Annotated in this window: 15 protein-coding genes; 4 read left to right on the top strand and 11 right to left on the bottom strand. The window is 40.7% G+C overall.

Going from position 1 to position 17757, the window contains the following annotated elements; genetic code table 11:
- The first annotated feature begins 60 nt into the window (after positions 1-60).
- Both HWV02_RS15080 and HWV02_RS15075 read left to right on the top strand, forming a co-directional pair.
- Positions 61-735 (top strand): response regulator transcription factor, encoded by a 675-nt coding sequence (locus tag HWV02_RS15080; RefSeq protein ID WP_211672247.1) that lies wholly within the window; start codon positions 61-63, stop codon positions 733-735.
- A gap of 9 nt (positions 736-744) precedes the next feature.
- Positions 745-2025, top strand: coding sequence for a HAMP domain-containing sensor histidine kinase (locus tag HWV02_RS15075; RefSeq protein WP_211688501.1), 1281 nt, complete (start codon positions 745-747; stop codon positions 2023-2025).
- A 59-nt stretch (positions 2026-2084) separates the two neighbouring features.
- Here HWV02_RS15075 and HWV02_RS15070 read toward each other — a convergent pair whose 3' ends face one another.
- Positions 2085-3137, bottom strand: a complete 1053-nt coding sequence (locus HWV02_RS15070; protein ID WP_211688499.1) for an aldo/keto reductase — start codon at positions 3135-3137, stop codon at positions 2085-2087.
- Positions 3138-3562: 425 nt separating this feature from the next.
- Between HWV02_RS15070 and HWV02_RS15065 the strand changes: the two genes are divergently transcribed.
- Positions 3563-4417, top strand: a complete 855-nt coding sequence (locus HWV02_RS15065; protein ID WP_211676590.1) for an RNA polymerase sigma factor RpoD/SigA — start codon at positions 3563-3565, stop codon at positions 4415-4417.
- Positions 4418-4492: 75 nt separating this feature from the next.
- On the opposite strand, the gene HWV02_RS15060 is transcribed toward HWV02_RS15065, so the two are convergent.
- Entirely contained in the window at positions 4493-4987 is a 495-nt protein-coding gene (locus HWV02_RS15060; protein ID WP_211676589.1) for a methylated-DNA--[protein]-cysteine S-methyltransferase, read from the bottom strand.
- Between the two features lie 428 nt (positions 4988-5415).
- On the opposite strand from HWV02_RS15060, the gene HWV02_RS15055 reads away from it, so the two are divergent.
- On the top strand, positions 5416-7299 hold the full coding sequence (locus tag HWV02_RS15055; protein WP_211688498.1) for a methyl-accepting chemotaxis protein: 1884 nt from the start codon (positions 5416-5418) through the stop codon (positions 7297-7299).
- On the opposite strand, the gene HWV02_RS15050 is transcribed toward HWV02_RS15055, so the two are convergent.
- From HWV02_RS15050 to HWV02_RS15010, 9 genes are all read right to left on the bottom strand, one after another.
- The gene (locus tag HWV02_RS15050; protein ID WP_211688496.1) at positions 7296-8807 is read right to left on the bottom strand and encodes a methyl-accepting chemotaxis protein; all 1512 of its coding nucleotides are present in this window, start codon (positions 8805-8807) and stop codon (positions 7296-7298) included. The genes HWV02_RS15055 and HWV02_RS15050 overlap by 4 nt on opposite strands.
- Before the next feature lie 182 nt (positions 8808-8989).
- Positions 8990-10717 carry an LruC domain-containing protein gene (locus HWV02_RS15045; protein ID WP_211688494.1) on the bottom strand — a complete coding sequence of 576 codons (1728 nt, stop codon included), beginning with the start codon at positions 10715-10717 and terminating at the stop codon, positions 8990-8992.
- 14 nt (positions 10718-10731) lie between these two features.
- Positions 10732-11238 (bottom strand): hypothetical protein, encoded by a 507-nt coding sequence (locus tag HWV02_RS15040; protein ID WP_211676585.1) that lies wholly within the window; start codon positions 11236-11238, stop codon positions 10732-10734.
- A 287-nt stretch (positions 11239-11525) separates the two neighbouring features.
- Positions 11526-13247 carry an LruC domain-containing protein gene (locus tag HWV02_RS15035; protein WP_211688492.1) on the bottom strand — a complete coding sequence of 574 codons (1722 nt, stop codon included), beginning with the start codon at positions 13245-13247 and terminating at the stop codon, positions 11526-11528.
- Positions 13248-13261: 14 nt separating this feature from the next.
- Positions 13262-13768 carry a hypothetical protein gene (locus tag HWV02_RS15030; protein WP_211676583.1) on the bottom strand — a complete coding sequence of 169 codons (507 nt, stop codon included), beginning with the start codon at positions 13766-13768 and terminating at the stop codon, positions 13262-13264.
- A 282-nt stretch (positions 13769-14050) separates the two neighbouring features.
- A complete protein-coding gene (locus HWV02_RS15025; protein WP_211688489.1) occupies positions 14051-15772 on the bottom strand; it encodes an LruC domain-containing protein in 1722 nt (573 codons plus the stop codon).
- Positions 15773-15786: 14 nt separating this feature from the next.
- Positions 15787-16293: a hypothetical protein gene (locus HWV02_RS15020; protein ID WP_211676581.1), complete on the bottom strand. Its 507-nt coding sequence runs from the start codon at positions 16291-16293 to the stop codon at positions 15787-15789.
- A gap of 336 nt (positions 16294-16629) precedes the next feature.
- Positions 16630-17004 (bottom strand): hypothetical protein, encoded by a 375-nt coding sequence (locus HWV02_RS15015; protein WP_211688488.1) that lies wholly within the window; start codon positions 17002-17004, stop codon positions 16630-16632.
- On the bottom strand, positions 17001-17555 hold the full coding sequence (locus HWV02_RS15010; protein WP_255550361.1) for a hypothetical protein: 555 nt from the start codon (positions 17553-17555) through the stop codon (positions 17001-17003). Before HWV02_RS15010 ends, HWV02_RS15015 begins: the two co-directional genes overlap by 4 nt.
- Positions 17556-17757: the final 202 nt, after the last annotated feature.

The following is a 17757-nucleotide window of genomic DNA, read 5'->3' as shown; positions in this document are numbered from 1 at the left end:
CTGGATTTTGTATTAGACATAGTGTGCTAAATGGTAAAATTAATTTAAGGGTAAATCAAAATGTTAAACCTGTTGTTAGTGGAAGATGATTTAGATTTAGCGACTGCTGTGGTTGATTATTTAGAGCTGGAAGACATTCAGTGTGACCATGCGGCAAACGGACTAGCAGGTTTAAACATGATCACCAATAATGATTACCAAGCGATTATTCTGGATTTAAACCTGCCTAAAATGGACGGATTAACAGTTTGTAAGCATATGCGTGAGCAGGGCATTGATACCCCGGTGTTGATGCTGACAGCGCGCGATAGTTTGGATGATAAGCTAGAGGGCTTTGATTCTGGTGCCGATGATTATTTAGTGAAACCGTTTGCGATGGCGGAGCTGATAGTGCGTATGCAGGTTTTAGCCCGCCGTCGTAGTGGTCAGGTTAAACGCTTAAGCTTGGCTGATTTAGAGTTAGACCTACAACAAAAACAGGCATACCGTGCTCAGCAGTTGTTAAAGCTATCACCCATCGCGTGGAAAATACTCGAAGTATTAATGCGTGCAACACCTAATCCTGTCTCTCGAGAAAAGTTGATGCAGGCTGTCTGGGGTGACGACCAACCCGATAGTAATAGTTTAAAGGTGCATATTTATAATTTACGTAAACAATTGGATGCGGGTGATGTGCCGCCATTATTGCATACCATATCAGGTGTCGGCTTTGCGCTACGAGTTTCCTCTAAATAGGTTTATGTTATGAAATTAAGACCCAGTTTACGATTATATTTTCTTGGCGCAATGTTGTTTCTTGGTGTCTGTATGGCCATTATGTTTTCTGCGCTCACGGTTAATTATTTTGTTGAAGGCATGGACTCGGTATTACGCGGTACTATGGTCGAAGTTGCTGATACAGAAGGGCTAGAAGTACAAGATGGCCAGCCTGAAATGTTGCTGGATTTCTATGTCTCAAGTCGCTGGCAAGATCTCCCCGCTGAGGCGAGAGACCATTTTGTAACACCACCGACGAATATGTTCGAATTAAACAAGTATATTATTAAAGATGAGTTATTTTCGCCGCCGAGTGCTGTGCACTTTTTGATGGTGATGGAAACGAAACAAGGGCAATTATTGTATATCTATAAGTCCTATTCGGGCGATTTACATGCTCGCTTGTCCGGTGGACCCGGTTCTCAGTTTTTCTGGATCCCAGTATTTGGTTTAGGTGGCATTGCGGTGTTTGCTTTGTTATTAATGATGGTGATGCGTCGTGTTGCCTCGCCTGTCGAAGCATTACGAGATTGGGCCAAGTCATTGAATACTGAAAGCTTGCAGCAACCGCCGCCAGAATTTAAATACAAAGAGCTGAACACTTTAGCGACAATTGTACATAGCAGCCTTAATTCGGTGCAAGAGAGCCTTGATCGCGAACATGAGTTTTTGCGTAATGCCAGCCATGAATTACGTACACCAATCGCGGTTATCCGTACTAATGTTGAACTGTTGAATAAAATCAACAGTAAATCACCTATGACAACCAAGCAACTGCAAGTTATTGAACGCATCGAACGCGCGGGCTTTACCATGAGTCATTTGACTGAAACCTTGCTGTGGTTGAGTCGAGATGAGTCATTATCATTAACGCCTGAACTTGTTAAATTAGACGAACAAATCATGCAAACAGTGGACGATTTAAGCTATTTATTACGCGGTAAATCAGTAACCGTTGAACTTGATACCAGTGAATGGCAAGTGGAATTACCAGCCACTGCCTGCCGAATTGTACTCGCTAATTTGATCCGTAATGCATTTCAGCACACCGATACGGGTGTTGTGACAATTCGCCAACAGCAAGGGCAGGTTGTCATTCGTAATGTGAATGACGATATTGATACTACTATGGTGAATGACAGTAGCACAAATGATTTGGGGTTTGGCTTGGGGGTTAAATTAACTGACAAACTCACTGCACGTTTTAACTGGCAACATAAGCGTGAAATAGAATCTTCTGGGCATAGAGTGACTGTTAATTTTGATTAATATTGAACATCGGACTTATTAGATTAAAGGCTATCTAGTTAACTAAATAGCCTTTTTTATTAAAACGGTGCTGGATAACGTTTAAATACCGATTCAATATCCGCTAATGCTTGTGGTGTTAGCGGCGTTGAAAAGGCAGAAATGTTTTCTTTTAATTGCGGTAGTGTTGTCGCACCAATAATGGTCGATGTGACACCATCTACTTGATCGCACCAAGCTAAAGCCAACTGTGCTGGTGTAAGACCGTGCTGGTGGGCAATATCAACATATTCTGCAGTCGCAAGGTGGGCACTTTCAGTATTTCTATATAATTTATTGCGTTGCGAGAATGTCCAGCGACTGCCTTCTGGTCGCGCATTGTTTAAATACTTTCCTGATAACATGCCTGTCGCCAGCGGAGACCAAGGTAGATAGGCGATATTTTCATGCACACAGTTTTCGATTAAGTAGGGCCAGTCTTTCGCGTGCAATAAGCTGAATTCATTTTGAATTGACACCATGCGTGGCAGGTCATATTGCTCACTGAGCTTCAGGTAAGTATTAATTCCCCAGGTGGTATCATCAGACAAACCACAAAAGCGGATCTTGCCTGCATCAACACAACGTTTTAACCCTTGTAAAATATCAAGCATTTGTGCGGTATGGTCGGCCGCATTGATATCACTAAAGCGGATCTTATTGGGACTGTGCTGACTAAAGTGCGGATTAGGGCGGTTTGGCCAGTGTAGCTGGAATAAGTCGATATAACTGGTCTGTAGACGCTTTAATGAAGCGTCTACAGCTTGAACGATAGCATCACCAGTAATCGGTCCACCGTTACGTACCCAAGGTAATCCGGGGCCTGCAATCTTAGTGGCTAACACTATGTCTTTACGACGATGTGGGTTGGCCGCTAGCCAATTTCCAATAATAGTCTCTGTTTTACCATAGGTCTCTGCTGACGGCGGCACGGCATACATCTCAGCCGTATCTATAAAGTTCACGCCCTGTGATAACGCGTATTCGATTTGTTGATTGGCGTCTTGCTGGTTATTCTGAAAACCCCACGTCATACTGCCTAAACAGACTCGGGACACAGACAAACCGCTACTACCTAGTGTTGAAAATTGCATTATCATCCTTATGCTGCTTCTTTTTCATCATTATACGACTGCTAATATCATTAATCGACCCAACAGCGAAGAAATAGTGTCGACTACGGGCTGTTTTGTTGCGGTAATTGTATGAAATAGTTAATGATACCGCTTTGTCTTTAGTATCAATGATTTACGTATTTACCATGATGTAATAAATAACCCGTTTGTCAATGCTAATTGATCTGACCAGATATTTTTGATCAGTATTATTTGAAGTACTACACATAAACGTGAAACCTTGTTACATTATTTTATTATTACATTATGAGTACCTAGTTATTGATACTCTTGAGTGTTCTAATGATTTTATAAGGTGATTGATGACAGTATTAGATCGGAATATTTATATAAGGTTTAAGCCGTTAAGCCGTTAAGCCGTTAAGACTTCATAGGACTGAAAAATGGAATTATCTCAGGAATCAAATGCATTAGATGCGTATATGCAACAAGTGAATAAAAAAAGTACGCTGCTGACAAAAGAAGAAGAATATGAAGTTGCAGTCGCTGTTGGTAAGGGGGATCTACGCGCCAAAAACCGTATGATTGAAGCCAATCTACGTTTAGTGATTAGCGTTGCTAAACGTTACCAGTATAGCGCTATTCCTTTAGTCGATATAATCCAAGAAGGGAACACAGGATTAATCCGAGCGGTTGAAAAATTTGATGCGAATAAAGGCTATCGTTTTTCTACTTATGCTATTTGGTGGATAAAAAATAACATTGAGCGCTGTATCATGAATAGCGCTCGTACCATTCGTATCCCCATTCATGTCGGTAAAATGCACAAAAGTATTGCTAAGGTTGCCAGAGAGCTCGGATTAGATGTTGGCAGTGATAATGACTTGGTTGTGATTGCTAAGGTACTCGAAACCGATGTAGATGAAGTAATGGAAATAATGTCGTATTATTTTAATGAATTGAGTCTAGATAAAGGCATTATTACGGGAAATGATTCGGTCACCACCCTTGCTGATATCATTAAAGACGACTCGGTAAGTACACCGAGTGAAGAGATTGAAGGTGGCAGCACGCGCGATTATCTTTTAGCGTTATTAGAAAATTTACCTGAATGTGAACGTCGTGTCGTTGAATTGCGGTTTGGGTTAACAGGCGAGGAGCCGTTGAGCTTGTTAGGAATTGGTGAGCGCTTATCCATTTCTCGTGAAAAAGCGCGGACTATCATTCGCTCGAATCTGAGAAGACTAAAGCCTAGACTATTAATGAATAGTGTCCAGCAACATGATTACATTTCTTAATATCAAATAACAGTAACACTGCGCTGTATCGCTTGCTGGTACACTATCCGTTGGTAACAGCAAGAAGTACTTTGATTATCTCTTTTTTTCGATAGAGAGTAGTTGCTGTTTTAATTCTAAGCCATAAGCATAGCCCACTAGTTTATTATTCGCGCCAATCACCCGGTGGCACGGAATAATAATCGGGATAGGGTTTTTGTTATTGGCCATACCTACCGCTCTTGATGCATTTGGATTACCCAGTCCCGCTGCAATGTCCTTATAACGGCGTGTTTCACCATACGGTATTTTAGTTAATTGCTGCCACGCATGACGTTGAAACACGGTACCCGCAGGGTTTAGTTCTAACTCAAAAACGTGGCGTTTATTATTGAAGTATTCACGTAGTTGTTGCTTCGCGTCATTAAAAAAAGTACTGGAGTGTTGCCAGTCGGCAGCAATGTTAATTTCTTTGGTATCATTATCAATCAATAGCTGGCTAATGCCTTTTTCATCTCCGACTAAGATGATGAGGTAATCTTGTTCATCTGAAGGGGTTGCTAGTTGGATGGTGAATTTATCGTAATACATAACGGCTTTACAACTTGAACTTAAAATTTTGAGGCCTAAAGCTTAGTTTAATTTTACAATATTTATTGTTATCTGGATCAGATAATTTGCACCGTAACCTATCCATCATAAAAATAACGTATGTGCATTTTTAATTATCAACCCTTAAGGGGTAAGTTAATATTATCCTTTTGTTCCTTTTCTTCTTTAGCAAATATTTCTAATTTGTTTATACGACTAAAGTCGGTAATTTCTTTTCCTGTGCCTCAGCCATGAGTATTAATTGATTTATTGCGATCAGTTACTGAAAAAAGCAAACCACTAAGTATTATAAAGCCTATCTAATATACCTTTTAATAAGAGGGAGGAATACCCGTTTCATAGGGCGATCTGCTGTATTGGTATTAACCTTTAGACACCTTAATTTTATTATTTAAAAGGAGTTAAATATGAACAACCTGTCGATCAAGGTAAAGCTGTCAGGTTTAGCTGGGCTTGTTTCTTTATGTCTTGTTGTCTTATCTATGATTGCACTGAGTTCGTTTAACAACATCGCAATGTTGAATGAAACATTAGTATTAGTGAAAAATAGTGAAGTTGATATGTTGCAGTTACGTCGAAATGAGAAGGATTTTTTAACCCGACTAGATGTTAAGTATCAGACCAAATTTGAGCGTAATTATGAACAGTTAACGGCTCGAATTAATCAATTAAAGCAGAAAGTTGAAGGATTAGATTGGGAGAATGGGAAAGACGCTGAACTGGTCAATCTATTACAGTATCTTAAAGATTATCAATATTCATTTTATAATATAGTCGCTATTTATCAAAAGATTGGTTTCACTTATGACACTGGTTTACGTGGCAGCTTAAGGCGATCGGTACATGATGCTGAATCATTAGTGAGAAAATCAACCCAGTTGCAGTTAACCGCTGATATTCTTATGTTAAGACGTAATGAAAAAGACTTTATGTTACGAAAACAGCAAAAGTATAAACAAAAATTTGAGCGTAATTATTTACTTTTTAATCTACATTTGAAGGAATCAGCACTTGATGTCACAGTGAAGCGAGCAATTGAATTGAAAATGACGGATTACCGTCTTAAATTTATGCAACTTTTTGATGGGTATCAGCAGTTTGGCCTATCTCCAGATATGGGGTTTCAGGGAGTGATGCGTGATTCAATACATAAAACAGAGGCTATTTATCACCAATTGACTCATGAATTAGAAACGAACATTATTGCGCAAAATGACCGTATTTATAATCAATTATTATTGATAACAATATTGCTTATTATAATCATTGTTTCTGCAGTTCTATCCATCTCTTATTCTATCAATACACGTTTGGACTTGTTGAAGTCGCACCTTCGCGATGTAGCCATAAAGTCGGGCGATTTATCCGTGTCTTTAAAAATCAGTGGCAGGGATGAAATTACGTTGATTTGCAAATACTTTAATCAATTTGTGGATAATTTAAAAAACACATTTAATCAAATACCCATTTTTTCAGAACATTTAGAACAAGCGTCTAAAATCAATGCGACAGTATCATCTCAGGCACATCAATTAGCAGTGACGCAACAAGTGGAGTCGGATCAGTTAGCTGATGCGGTATCTAAGATGGTCTCGGCGACAGAACATATTACGCAAAATATACATGTTGCCGCCAATTCTGCCGAAGAAGCGAATAAATCAGTATTACAAGGTAAAGCGACCATTCATCATGTTAGCCATTCGATTAATACGCTTGCTGAACAATTACAGTCCTCGGTAGATGTCGCGAATAATCTCGCTGAAAATGGCAATAGCATTAGTATTGTGTTGGATGTTATTCGTGACATTGCCGCACAGACTAACTTACTTGCACTCAATGCTGCCATAGAAGCCGCTCGCGCTGGAGCTCACGGACGCGGATTTGCTGTTGTCGCGGATGAAGTGAGGACACTAGCACAACGGACAGCAGCATCGACAGTACAAATTCAAGCGCTCATTGAAAATCTACAGCAAAATGTGTTTAGTACGGTTGATGTCATGCAAAACGGATCTGCGGGTGCATTAAGCACCGCGCAAGATGCAGCTAATTTTATTGAAATACTCGATGATATTAGTGATAACGTACAACAGATATTTGAATTAAATACCAATATTGCACGAGCATCCAAAGAGCAGGGCGTGATGTCGACTAAGATAAATCAGAACATCATGAGCATTAATGCAACTGTGCGAGAAACCGCGAAGCAATCCAACGAAACAAGTCAATCAAGTTCAAGGATAAAGAATATTGCCGTTGAGCTGCAAACGTTAGTCGCGACATACCAGTTTTAGTTTGCTGGAATAAAGGTTTTCGCCAAATTACTAATCGTATCAATATCGCTTTTCAATTCATCCATTTGTGCCACCACGGTGTCGGTATGTTGCCAGTTCTGTTCTGAACCTTGCTTAATATCGATAACGTGGTTGTTGATCTCATTTGATACCATGCTTTGCTCTTCAGCTGCCGTAGCAATTTGCATCGATAGCTGTGACAGTTGCTGCATCTTCTCATGAATGATGGCAATGGCTTGATCTGACTGTTCAGCTTTATCGACACACTGATCGGCATTGTTTTTGTTTTTTTTCATCATAATGAGCCAGTCATTAATTGTTTCTAGCATGGTCGATAAGCTAGAATGAATGTGTTCAGCCGTATCTTGTGTGCGTGATGACAAGGTACGTACTTCATCTGCTACCACGGCAAAACCACGGCCTTGTTCGCCTGCTCGCGCCGCTTCAATAGCTGCGTTCAATGCCAATAGATTTGTTTGGTCGGCAATCGATTGAATGTCAGTCATCAAACTCCCCACATTTTGCGCTTCGGTATTGAGCTTGTCTGCGGCGGTAGATGCTTGTTCCACTTCATTGGCGAGTTGTTTAATTTCAATCGTGGTTGTGTTAATGCCGTCTTGGGCCATTTCACACAGTTTAAAGGTGGCGGTAATTTCATCTGATGTTTCGACACTATTACGTACAATTTCATCGGTAGAGGTGAGCATTTGCGACATAGCAGTGCTTACTTCGGTTAATTCTTGTTGTTGATTTACCAAGTTCGTTCTGATTTTTTCTGTCCCGAGTGAGACGGTTTTAATCACGTTTTGCACTGGTTTAGTTGAATCTAAAGTACGTTCTAAAATGGCTTTTATTTTCGTTTTTAAAAGTCCCATATTAAAATCAAAGACGCTGGCGGTCCCTTTACCAAAATACACTTGGCGGCTGACACTATCAAACGTAGATTGCATATGTTGCGCTTTTTGTGCCATTGGGATGATGTCTTGCCAGAATACAAGCATTGGTGTTACTGCGGCAAAGAAGGCAATAACGGAGGCTGCGAAACCAAAATTATTGTAGATAAAGACTTGTGATACAAGGCTGATTAAGGTTAACAGGATAAAGCGTTGAGTACGTGTAAACTCAAACAGCAGTCCTTTACCTTGCAGGTTTTTGTAGACATTACTTGCTCGGTTTACCATTTGTGGTGTTGCAGGTGTACCGACTTCTTGATGACCAACTACTTTTCCGTTTTCAAATTGCGGGGTAATGAAGGTATCAAACCAAACATCATTGCCTTTGCTTGTTGTTTTACAAATAATTCCCTGCCAAGAGAAACCTTGCGCCAAGGTATTTCTTATTTCCTCTATCACGGATGGAGGCATGGTTGACGAGTTCAGCTCTCGGCTATTCTTTCCTAATAATACGTCTTGTGTATATCCTAATACGTCACAATAGTGATTGTTAACATACGTGTATTCACCTTTGTCGTTTACTAATGAAATTAATTGCGCAGCGCTATTAGCCATCAAATTACCTATTAATGTATACCATGGGATAAAAACCCAAAATAACATTGAACTTACTTATAGTCATCTTATAGTTACTTTTTATGTGGTTATTGTCGACGATGGATGCATATTATGCAGGTATTCGTGATGTAAAACAAAAAACGAGGGGCTCACTTCGGTTTGATGGTATTAATGCATGATTAGCATTTCCAACATTTGCCATTATTAGGGTGGTTATACCAAGATGGAGTATTCACGCCACTGCTTTCTACCCAACCTCGAAACTGAGGATAAGCGGATAATATATCAATATATTCTAATGGATGACGCCATGATGTTGTGACGTTAAGTGCCCAAGGGTGACCAGCTGCCGTTCGGTAGTAAGTCTGCGTTCCTGCATTCGAATCATCATCTCCTGTACCAAGTAAAGTGAGGTCAGCTAAATCGGACGGTGCTTTATTCGCGAGGTGGATTTCTTTACCACGTTCGCTTACACGATAGATAAATGGATTGAACGGTGCACCGCCGAGTATCGTTGCATCAACAGGATCCGTAAACACCATCTTAAATACGAGTGGCACCTGTGGTCGGTCATCCCCATCTTGACTGTTGTAAAATTGATAATCGCCTGCGGGTAATACAGCAAAAATATTGTCGATGAGCACTATAACGACTTCTCCAGTATGGCCTGCTTCAGGTGTCAGCGTGCTGCTATTGCCATCGATTATCATCGTCGCGCTTTCTATATTAACGGAATCTGTCCCCGGGAAACTAATCGCGAATGCATTCGCATACATCGCACCACGCGCCACCGCGTTACCTATCATCAAGACCTCTTTTACTTCACCTGCAGCATTCGTAATTCTATTGAATGTGTGTAGAAGTACAAAGTCATTAAGATCGTAATCCCCTTTGTCTGGCCATAGGTCTTCAAACACCAATGTGGATTGTGCCGAGAAATTATTAAAGGCGCGTTCTGGATCGCTTGGGTAATCATCTGTTGTATCTGGTACCCCATCTTCATCACAGTCGATACCTATATCGACCCAAGTCACAATCGCTTGCTCACTCATTAAACCATTTGAGTCGGTAGCGGTGACTTGCACGCGCCATGTTTCACCTGCGGCGGTTTGACTGGTTAATACGGTATCACCTTGATGATCTGTTTTACCTGCCACGTCATCATCGACTACGTTACCTTGACCTACATCCACAAACCAACGGTATGAATAGGTTACGCTATCTCCGTCTGGATCGGACGGTGTCGGGCCTGTTACATTAACCACCAAATTATCTGTAGCTTGGGTACAAGTACTTGGTGTCATTGATAGTGTTGGCTGTGATGGTGGGCTGTTGTTCGTTTCTATATAGGAGATCGTTAATAAACTGTAATCAAGAATGGTTACCCAGCCATAGTTATTCATATCAACATCGATGAAGGTATTGATTAAACCATCATCCGAGATAGAGGAGATCGGAATATCAAACGTTGTCTCTGACCATGTGTTATTTGAACCTTGCAATAAACCTGGGTTCAAATCGATGCCATCAATACTGACGCCATCATACTCACCGGTTGCACCATGAAATACTTCTGAATCAATATCATAACTACGTATCCATAACGTCGCACTTTGGATCTGAACTAAGGGGTTAGTGATAATGAGGGCGAAACTGTGTTGCCAGCCAAAATCCTGTGATGCGTTCGTGTAATAATTGAAGCCCCCATTTTGTGAGCCAATACCCGACGGCGTATAATGTGGTGCTGTACTCGATACATCAATTTTTTGTGTGTAGGTGAATGAACCATCACCATGATCGACAGTACTTTCTGTTGTGGCTAAGGCCAACGCTGAATTTGTTACTACAGAACTGGATAGTGTAAGTAGCGCAAGGTAACAGAGTTTATTGAATTTAAATGAATGCATACCTCTACCTACTTTTATAATAAATCAGAATTAATAACCACATCACAACCCAGAACTTGTGTCGCTGTTATTTGTTCTTTGTATAGTGTATTGATACAAATTAAATCAAGTAATTGGCTTTTTACTGTGATGCCTTGCCATGAATTTACAAGTGTGAGTAACACTTCGACTTCACCTTTCTCTGTGGTCATTGCTTTTAAAAATGGCGTCGTATTTGTTTTGTTATTTTCATTCAGACTGTAGATTTCGATATAATATTTACCGGTAAGTGCAAGAGGAGCGCCGTTTAACTGGGTTATATTACTGACATGTTTAAAGGTAACGGTTTTTGTACTTTGCATCTCCCAGTTGAAGTCTGTTGGTACTATGGTGTCAGGAAACATGATTGGTGTAGATGCGGTGCTCGTATTGATCCCATTTTCTCCTGCATCATTTTTGTTGCCTGCTGGGCTAGAGTCTCCATTACCACAACCCGCGACTAATATAGATGTCATAAAAAACACAAAAGGAGTTACCTTCATAATGTACACCTTATTTCATGATTATCAGTTAAAGCAAAACTCAAGGCTTTATCAATAATAAATAAGGATTAGGTTAACCTTGAACTTTATAAGGATACTTGCAAGTGGGATACCACTTATTAACTTGTGTATAAACAATAGCGTGTGGTTTTATTAACACTTTTTGGCTTATTGCCTCGCATTTTGCAATGCAAATTAGGAGTGAAGATTGGGCTAATGCTAAAAAGCCTAGGGGTTAACCTAGGCTTGGCGTATGTTATCAATTATAAGTTATCAATTATAAGTTATCAGCATTTCCAACAATACGTATTGTTAGGGAAATTATACCAAGTTGGGTGCGTTACACCGCCACTTTCTGCCCATACTTGCATTTGTGGATAAGCAAGTAATACATCGATATATTCATATGGGTGACTCCATGCTGAAGGAACGAGAATTGCCCAAGGATGACCATCTGTTGTTTGATAGTAAGTAGCCGTACCAACATCTGAAACATCATCACCTGTACTCAGTAACGCGAGATTAGCTAAATCAGTTGGCGTTTTATTCATCAGATGAATTTCTTTACCTCGTTCACCCACACGATAGATGAATGCGTTGTATGGTGCGTCGCCAAGCGCCGCGACAGTAACTGGCGTCGTAAATACAGCATTGAACGCGACTGATATTAACGACCTATCATCACCATTTTGGGTGTTGTAGTAAAGAAACGGGCCAGTCGGTAATACATCGAACACATTGTCGATCAGTACCATCACCGCTTCACCAGTATGGCCAGCTTCAGGTGTTAGGGCGCTTGCGCTACCGTCAATGGTCACATTCGAGCTTTCAATATTAGATCCTTCAGTACCAGGTAAACTAATCGCAAATGCATTTGCATAACTCGCACCACGAGCAACTGCAGAGCCTACCATCTCAATTTCTTTTATATTCCCATCCGCATTTGTGATTTTATTGAATGTATGACGAAGTACAAAATCATTGAAGTCATAATCACCTTTATCAGGCCATAGATCCTCATACCCTAGCGTTCCTTCAGGGTAATAATTATTAAAGGCGCGTTCTGGATCGGTAGGGTAATCATCGACATTATCGTCGACACCATCACCGTCACAATCGGTACTAATCGAGATCCATGTCGAGAATTCAGGATCACTCACTAGGCCGTTTGAATCAACAGCTGTAACTTGCGCACGCCATGTTTCTCCGTCGACAGTCTGACTTGATAATACAGTATCACCTTGGTGATCTGTTTTACCTGCTACTTCATCGTCAACCACATTACCTTGACCGATATCCACATACCAACGATATAGGTAGCTTACGGTATCGCCATCAGGATCTGCGGGTGTTGGACCTGTTACAGAAACAACCAGATCACTTGCAGTTGTCGCGTCGCAACTCGATGGCGACATTGATAATTCTGGTTTGAATGGTGGACTATTGCTTGTCTCCATATAGGTAATCGTGAGTAAACTGTAATCCAGTTTTGTTACCCACGAACCCGCTGTGTTCATATCAATATCGATAAATGTATTGATTAATCCATCATCCGTAATATAGGAAATAGGCACATCAAATGGGGTTTCAGACCACGTCTCATCTGTACCTTGTAATATGCCTGGGTTTAAGTCGACCCCATCAACACTGATACCATCATATTCACCGGCAAGACCATGAAAGGCTTCTGAGTCAACATCATAGGCACGAATGAGTAATGTTGCAGTTTGAATTTGCACTAAGGGATTGCTTATTACGTCTGCAAAACTGTGTTGCCAACCGAAATCTTGGTTATGCCAAGAATAAATGTTAAAACCACCAGATGCTGGAGGGGTATAGTGGGGTGCTGTACTAGAGACATCAATTTTTTGTGTATAGGTGAACGTACCATCACCATTGTTGACTGTATCTTCTGTTGTGGCCGCTGCTAAGGCCGAATTTGTTAGTACTGAGCCTGATAATGCAAGTAGACCAAGACAACAGAGCTTATTTAATTTAAATTTACGCATACCGATATCTACCTTTATAATAAGTCAGAATCAAGAGCAACGTCACAACCAAGCACTTGTGTTGCTGTTATTTGTTCTTTGTCTAATGTATTGATGCAAACTGAATCGTCGAGTTGAGTCTTCACCGTGATGCCTTTCCATGAATTTAAAAGCGTTAGCAATAGTTTTGCCTCCCCTTGTTTGTTGGTCATGGCTTTTAAGAATGGTGTTGTACTGGTCGTGTTGTTTTCATCAATACTGTAGATTTCGATATAATGTTTTCCAGAAACGCTAAGTGGAACACCAGCAGGTTGGCTAATGTTACTGACATGCTTAAAGTTAACGAATTCCGAATTTCGCATCTCCCAGTTAAATCCAGCTGGTATAATTGTGTCTGAAAAAAGGGCTGGTGTAGAAGCGGCACTACTGGTGCTTCCATTGGCTACCGAGTTACTTGCGTTACCTCCAGGGCTTGAGTCATCACCGCCACAACCGGCGAGTAATATAGATGTCATAAAAAATACAAGAGGAGTTTTCTTCATAGCTTACACCTTAATTTTATTAAGTTTCGTAAATTAAAATCCAAGAATTTTTTAGCAACAAACTAATATTACGGTTCCCTCGAATCTTGTAAGTGATATTGCAAATGAAGTGCCATCTTTATATCTGTTAATAAACAATGGGTTAAAGTTTTTATAGGGAGGGGGACGTGATTAATTTGCATTTTGCAATGCAAATTAGGGGTAGGCACTAAGCGAGTAGTTAAAAAGCCTAGGGGTTAACCTAGGCTTGGCGTGTGTTGATCAATTATCAATTATAAGTTATCAGCATTTCCAACAATACGTATTGTTAGGGAAATTATACCAAGTTGGGTGCGTTACACCGCCACTTTCTGCCCATACTTGCATTTGTGGATAAGCAAGTAATACATCGATATATTCATATGGGTGACTCCATGCTGAAGGAACGAGAATTGCCCAAGGATGACCATCTGTTGTTTGATAGTAAGTAGCCGTACCAACATCTGAAACATCATCACCTGTACTCAGTAACGCGAGATTAGCTAAATCAGTTGGCGTTTTATTCATCAGATGAATTTCTTTACCTCGTTCACCCACACGATAGATGAATGCGTTGTATGGTGCGTCGCCAAGCGCCGCGACAGTAACTGGCGTCGTAAATACAGCATTGAACGCGACTGATATTAACGACCTATCATCACCATTTTGGGTGTTGTAGTAAAGAAACGGGCCAGTCGGTAATACATCGAACACATTGTCGATCAGTACCATCACCGCTTCACCAGTATGGCCAGCTTCAGGTGTTAGGGCGCTTGCGCTACCGTCAATGGTCACATTCGAGCTTTCAATATTAGATCCTTCAGTACCAGGTAAACTAATCGCAAATGCATTTGCATAACTCGCACCACGAGCAACTGCAGAGCCTACCATCTCAATTTCTTTTATATTCCCATCCGCATTTGTGATTTTATTGAATGTATGACGAAGTACAAAATCATTGAAGTCATAATCACCTTTATCAGGCCATAGATCCTCATACCCTAGCGTTCCTTCAGGGTAATAATTATTAAAGGCGCGTTCTGGATCGGTAGGGTAATCATCGACATTATCGTCGACACCATCACCGTCACAATCGGTACTAATCGAGATCCATGTCGAGAATTCAGGATCACTCACTAGGCCGTTTGAATCAACAGCTGTAACTTGCGCACGCCATGTTTCTCCGTCGACAGTCTGACTTGATAATACAGTATCACCTTGGTGATCTGTTTTACCTGCTACTTCATCGTCAACCACATTACCTTGACCGATATCCACATACCAACGATATAGGTAGCTTACGGTATCGCCATCAGGATCTGCGGGTGTTGGACCTGTTACAGAAACAACCAGATCACTTGCAGTTGTCGCGTCGCAACTCGATGGCGACATTGATAATTCTGGTTTGAATGGTGGACTATTGCTTGTCTCCATATAGGTAATCGTGAGTAAACTGTAATCCAGTTTTGTTACCCACGAACCCTCTGTGTTCATATCAATATCGATAAATGTATTGATTAATCCATCATCCGTAATATAGGAAATAGGCACATCAAATGGGGTTTCAGACCACGTATTATTTGTACCTTGTAATATACCAGGGTTTAAGTCAACGCCATCAACACTGATACCATCATATTCACCGTAAAGACCATGGCTGGCTTCTGAGTCAACATCATAGGCTCGAATGAGTAATGTCGCAGTTTGAATTTGCACTAAAGGGTTGCTTATCACGTCTGCAAAACTGTGTTGCCAACCGAAATCGTTGTTATAACCAGATGAAATATTAAAACCGCCTGATGCTGGGGGGGTATAATGCGGAGCGGTACTGGATACATCAATTTTTTGTGTATAGGTGAACGTACCATCACCATTGTTGACTGTACCTTCTGTTGTCGCGAGGGCGAGGGCTGAGTTTGTGAATACCGAACTTGATAATGCCATTAGACCAAGACAGCAGAGCTTATTTAATTTAAATTTATGCATACCGATATCTACCTTTATAATAAGTCAGAATCAAGAATAACGTCACAACCAAGCACTTGTGTTGCTGTTATTTGTTCTTTGTTTAGTGTATTAATGCAAACTGAATCGTCGAGTTGAGTCTTCACCGTGATGCCTTTCCATGAATTTAAAAGCGTTAGCAATAGTTTTGCCTCCCCTTGTTTGTTGGTCATGGCTTTTAAGAATGGCGTTGTACTGGTCGTGTTGTTTTCATCAATACTGTAGATTTCGATATAATGTTTTCCAGAAACGCTAAGTGGAACACCAGCAGGTTGGCTAATGTTACTGACATGCTTAAAGTTAACGAATTCCGAATTTCGCATCTCCCAGTTAAATCCAGCTGGTATAATTGTGTCTGAAAAAAGGGCTGGTGTAGAAGCGGCACTACTGGTGCTCCCATTGGCTACCGAGTTACTTGCGTTACCTCCAGGGCTTGAGTCATCACCGCCACAACCGGCGAGTAATATAGATGTCATAAAAAATACAAGAGGAGTTTTCTTCATAGCTTACACCTTAATTTTATTAAGTTTCGTAAATTAAAATCCAAGAATTTTTTAGCAACAAACTAATATTACGGTTCCCTCGAATCTTGTAAGTGATATTGCAAATGAAGTGCCATCTTTATATCTGTTAATAAACAATGAATTATGATTTTCACAGGATTGTTTTTGGGTGTATTCGCATTTTGCAATGCGATATGTGAGGCATAATATAGCGTGGTGACCACTTGCCATAGTTGTTTCAACTATGTTAATTGTTTTTCACAGTTGACATGTTTGGAGGTGAAATCGAGGTAAATTATTATGTCATCGTACCTACCGTCGCAGTCCTTGCTGTGGCTAATCGAAAACGCCTAAAAAATTAAGTAATACTAATAAAGCACCTGTAAGTCCTGAAGTCATGAATAGCCAATAGAAGACGATCCCAAGAAATCGGTCAAATTTGTTGGTGTTTTCAAAAAGGATTTGAGAGTTTGCGTACATAGAGGATAGCGGGCTTTTTTCTAATTTTCGGCTCCACGAGCGTGGGAATGCCAGCGCTTGCGCTACATTAATAATGTCCCACCCACTGGCATATTCCAATCCAAGTTGATCTTTCGTTTTTGGGTTGTTTCTGAGTTTGCGTACTGTAACTTGGCCAAAAATCACATAAAGTATGCAAGCCAAAAACATAAAGATAAAAACAAAAGCTAACAGTTGTGAAAATAAACTCATTTAACCCCCAACGAATTCATAATAGAGTCATACCATCCACCACTATTTTCAGTGATGGCGTTGTTCATTCCAATTGATGCCGCCGCAGCTACACCAACCACGGCTACACCAACCACGGCTACTCCGCCAATAATTAGTCCAACCCAGCCGATAGGGGTCGCAACCATCAGAAAACCTAAAGCTGCGCTGCCTGCATTAACTACAGCTGTACCAGTTATAGCACTTAAAGCAAAACTGCTCGACTCAATAAACATCTCGCGTTCCCAGTTGCCGCCAGCTTTATAACTGTTGTGAATATTCCCAACGCGACTACCAAAGTCGATAACAGCAAGGCCATTGCCGAGGAATTTGGTATATTGGCTAAACTTAACTAAGTTACTGGTTTGAACTTGTGAAACGATGTTTAATTTTGCCACGTTACGGCTACTTCTGGCGATGTTTGTCGCGCGAGTGCCGCTGGTGAGCGGTGTGCCGCGTGCAGATTTATTCGCACCTGCTACCGCTTTTAACTCATGGTGAAATCCTTGCTGCATCTTTTGGAAAGCGGCCATTGCTTTCTGCTTAGCTAAAACCGCCAACTCGATTACCGTAAAAGCTGGTAGCAGCTCCCATCGAACCTACACACAATTACTTTTGTTCTGTTAAATCAAGTCCTTTGATTAGCTGGGAATAGTTTAGCCTAGATGTGAGTTAACATGGAAGAGCAGGGCTGTAATCTAAGAAGAAAATCAGTCTTGGCTGTTCATCAACAAG

The sequence above is a fragment of the Moritella sp. 28 genome (assembly GCF_018219435.1).
In the GTDB taxonomy this organism is placed as follows: Bacteria; Pseudomonadota; Gammaproteobacteria; order Enterobacterales; family Moritellaceae; genus Moritella.
This window is presented reverse-complemented; position numbering and strand designations above follow the sequence as displayed.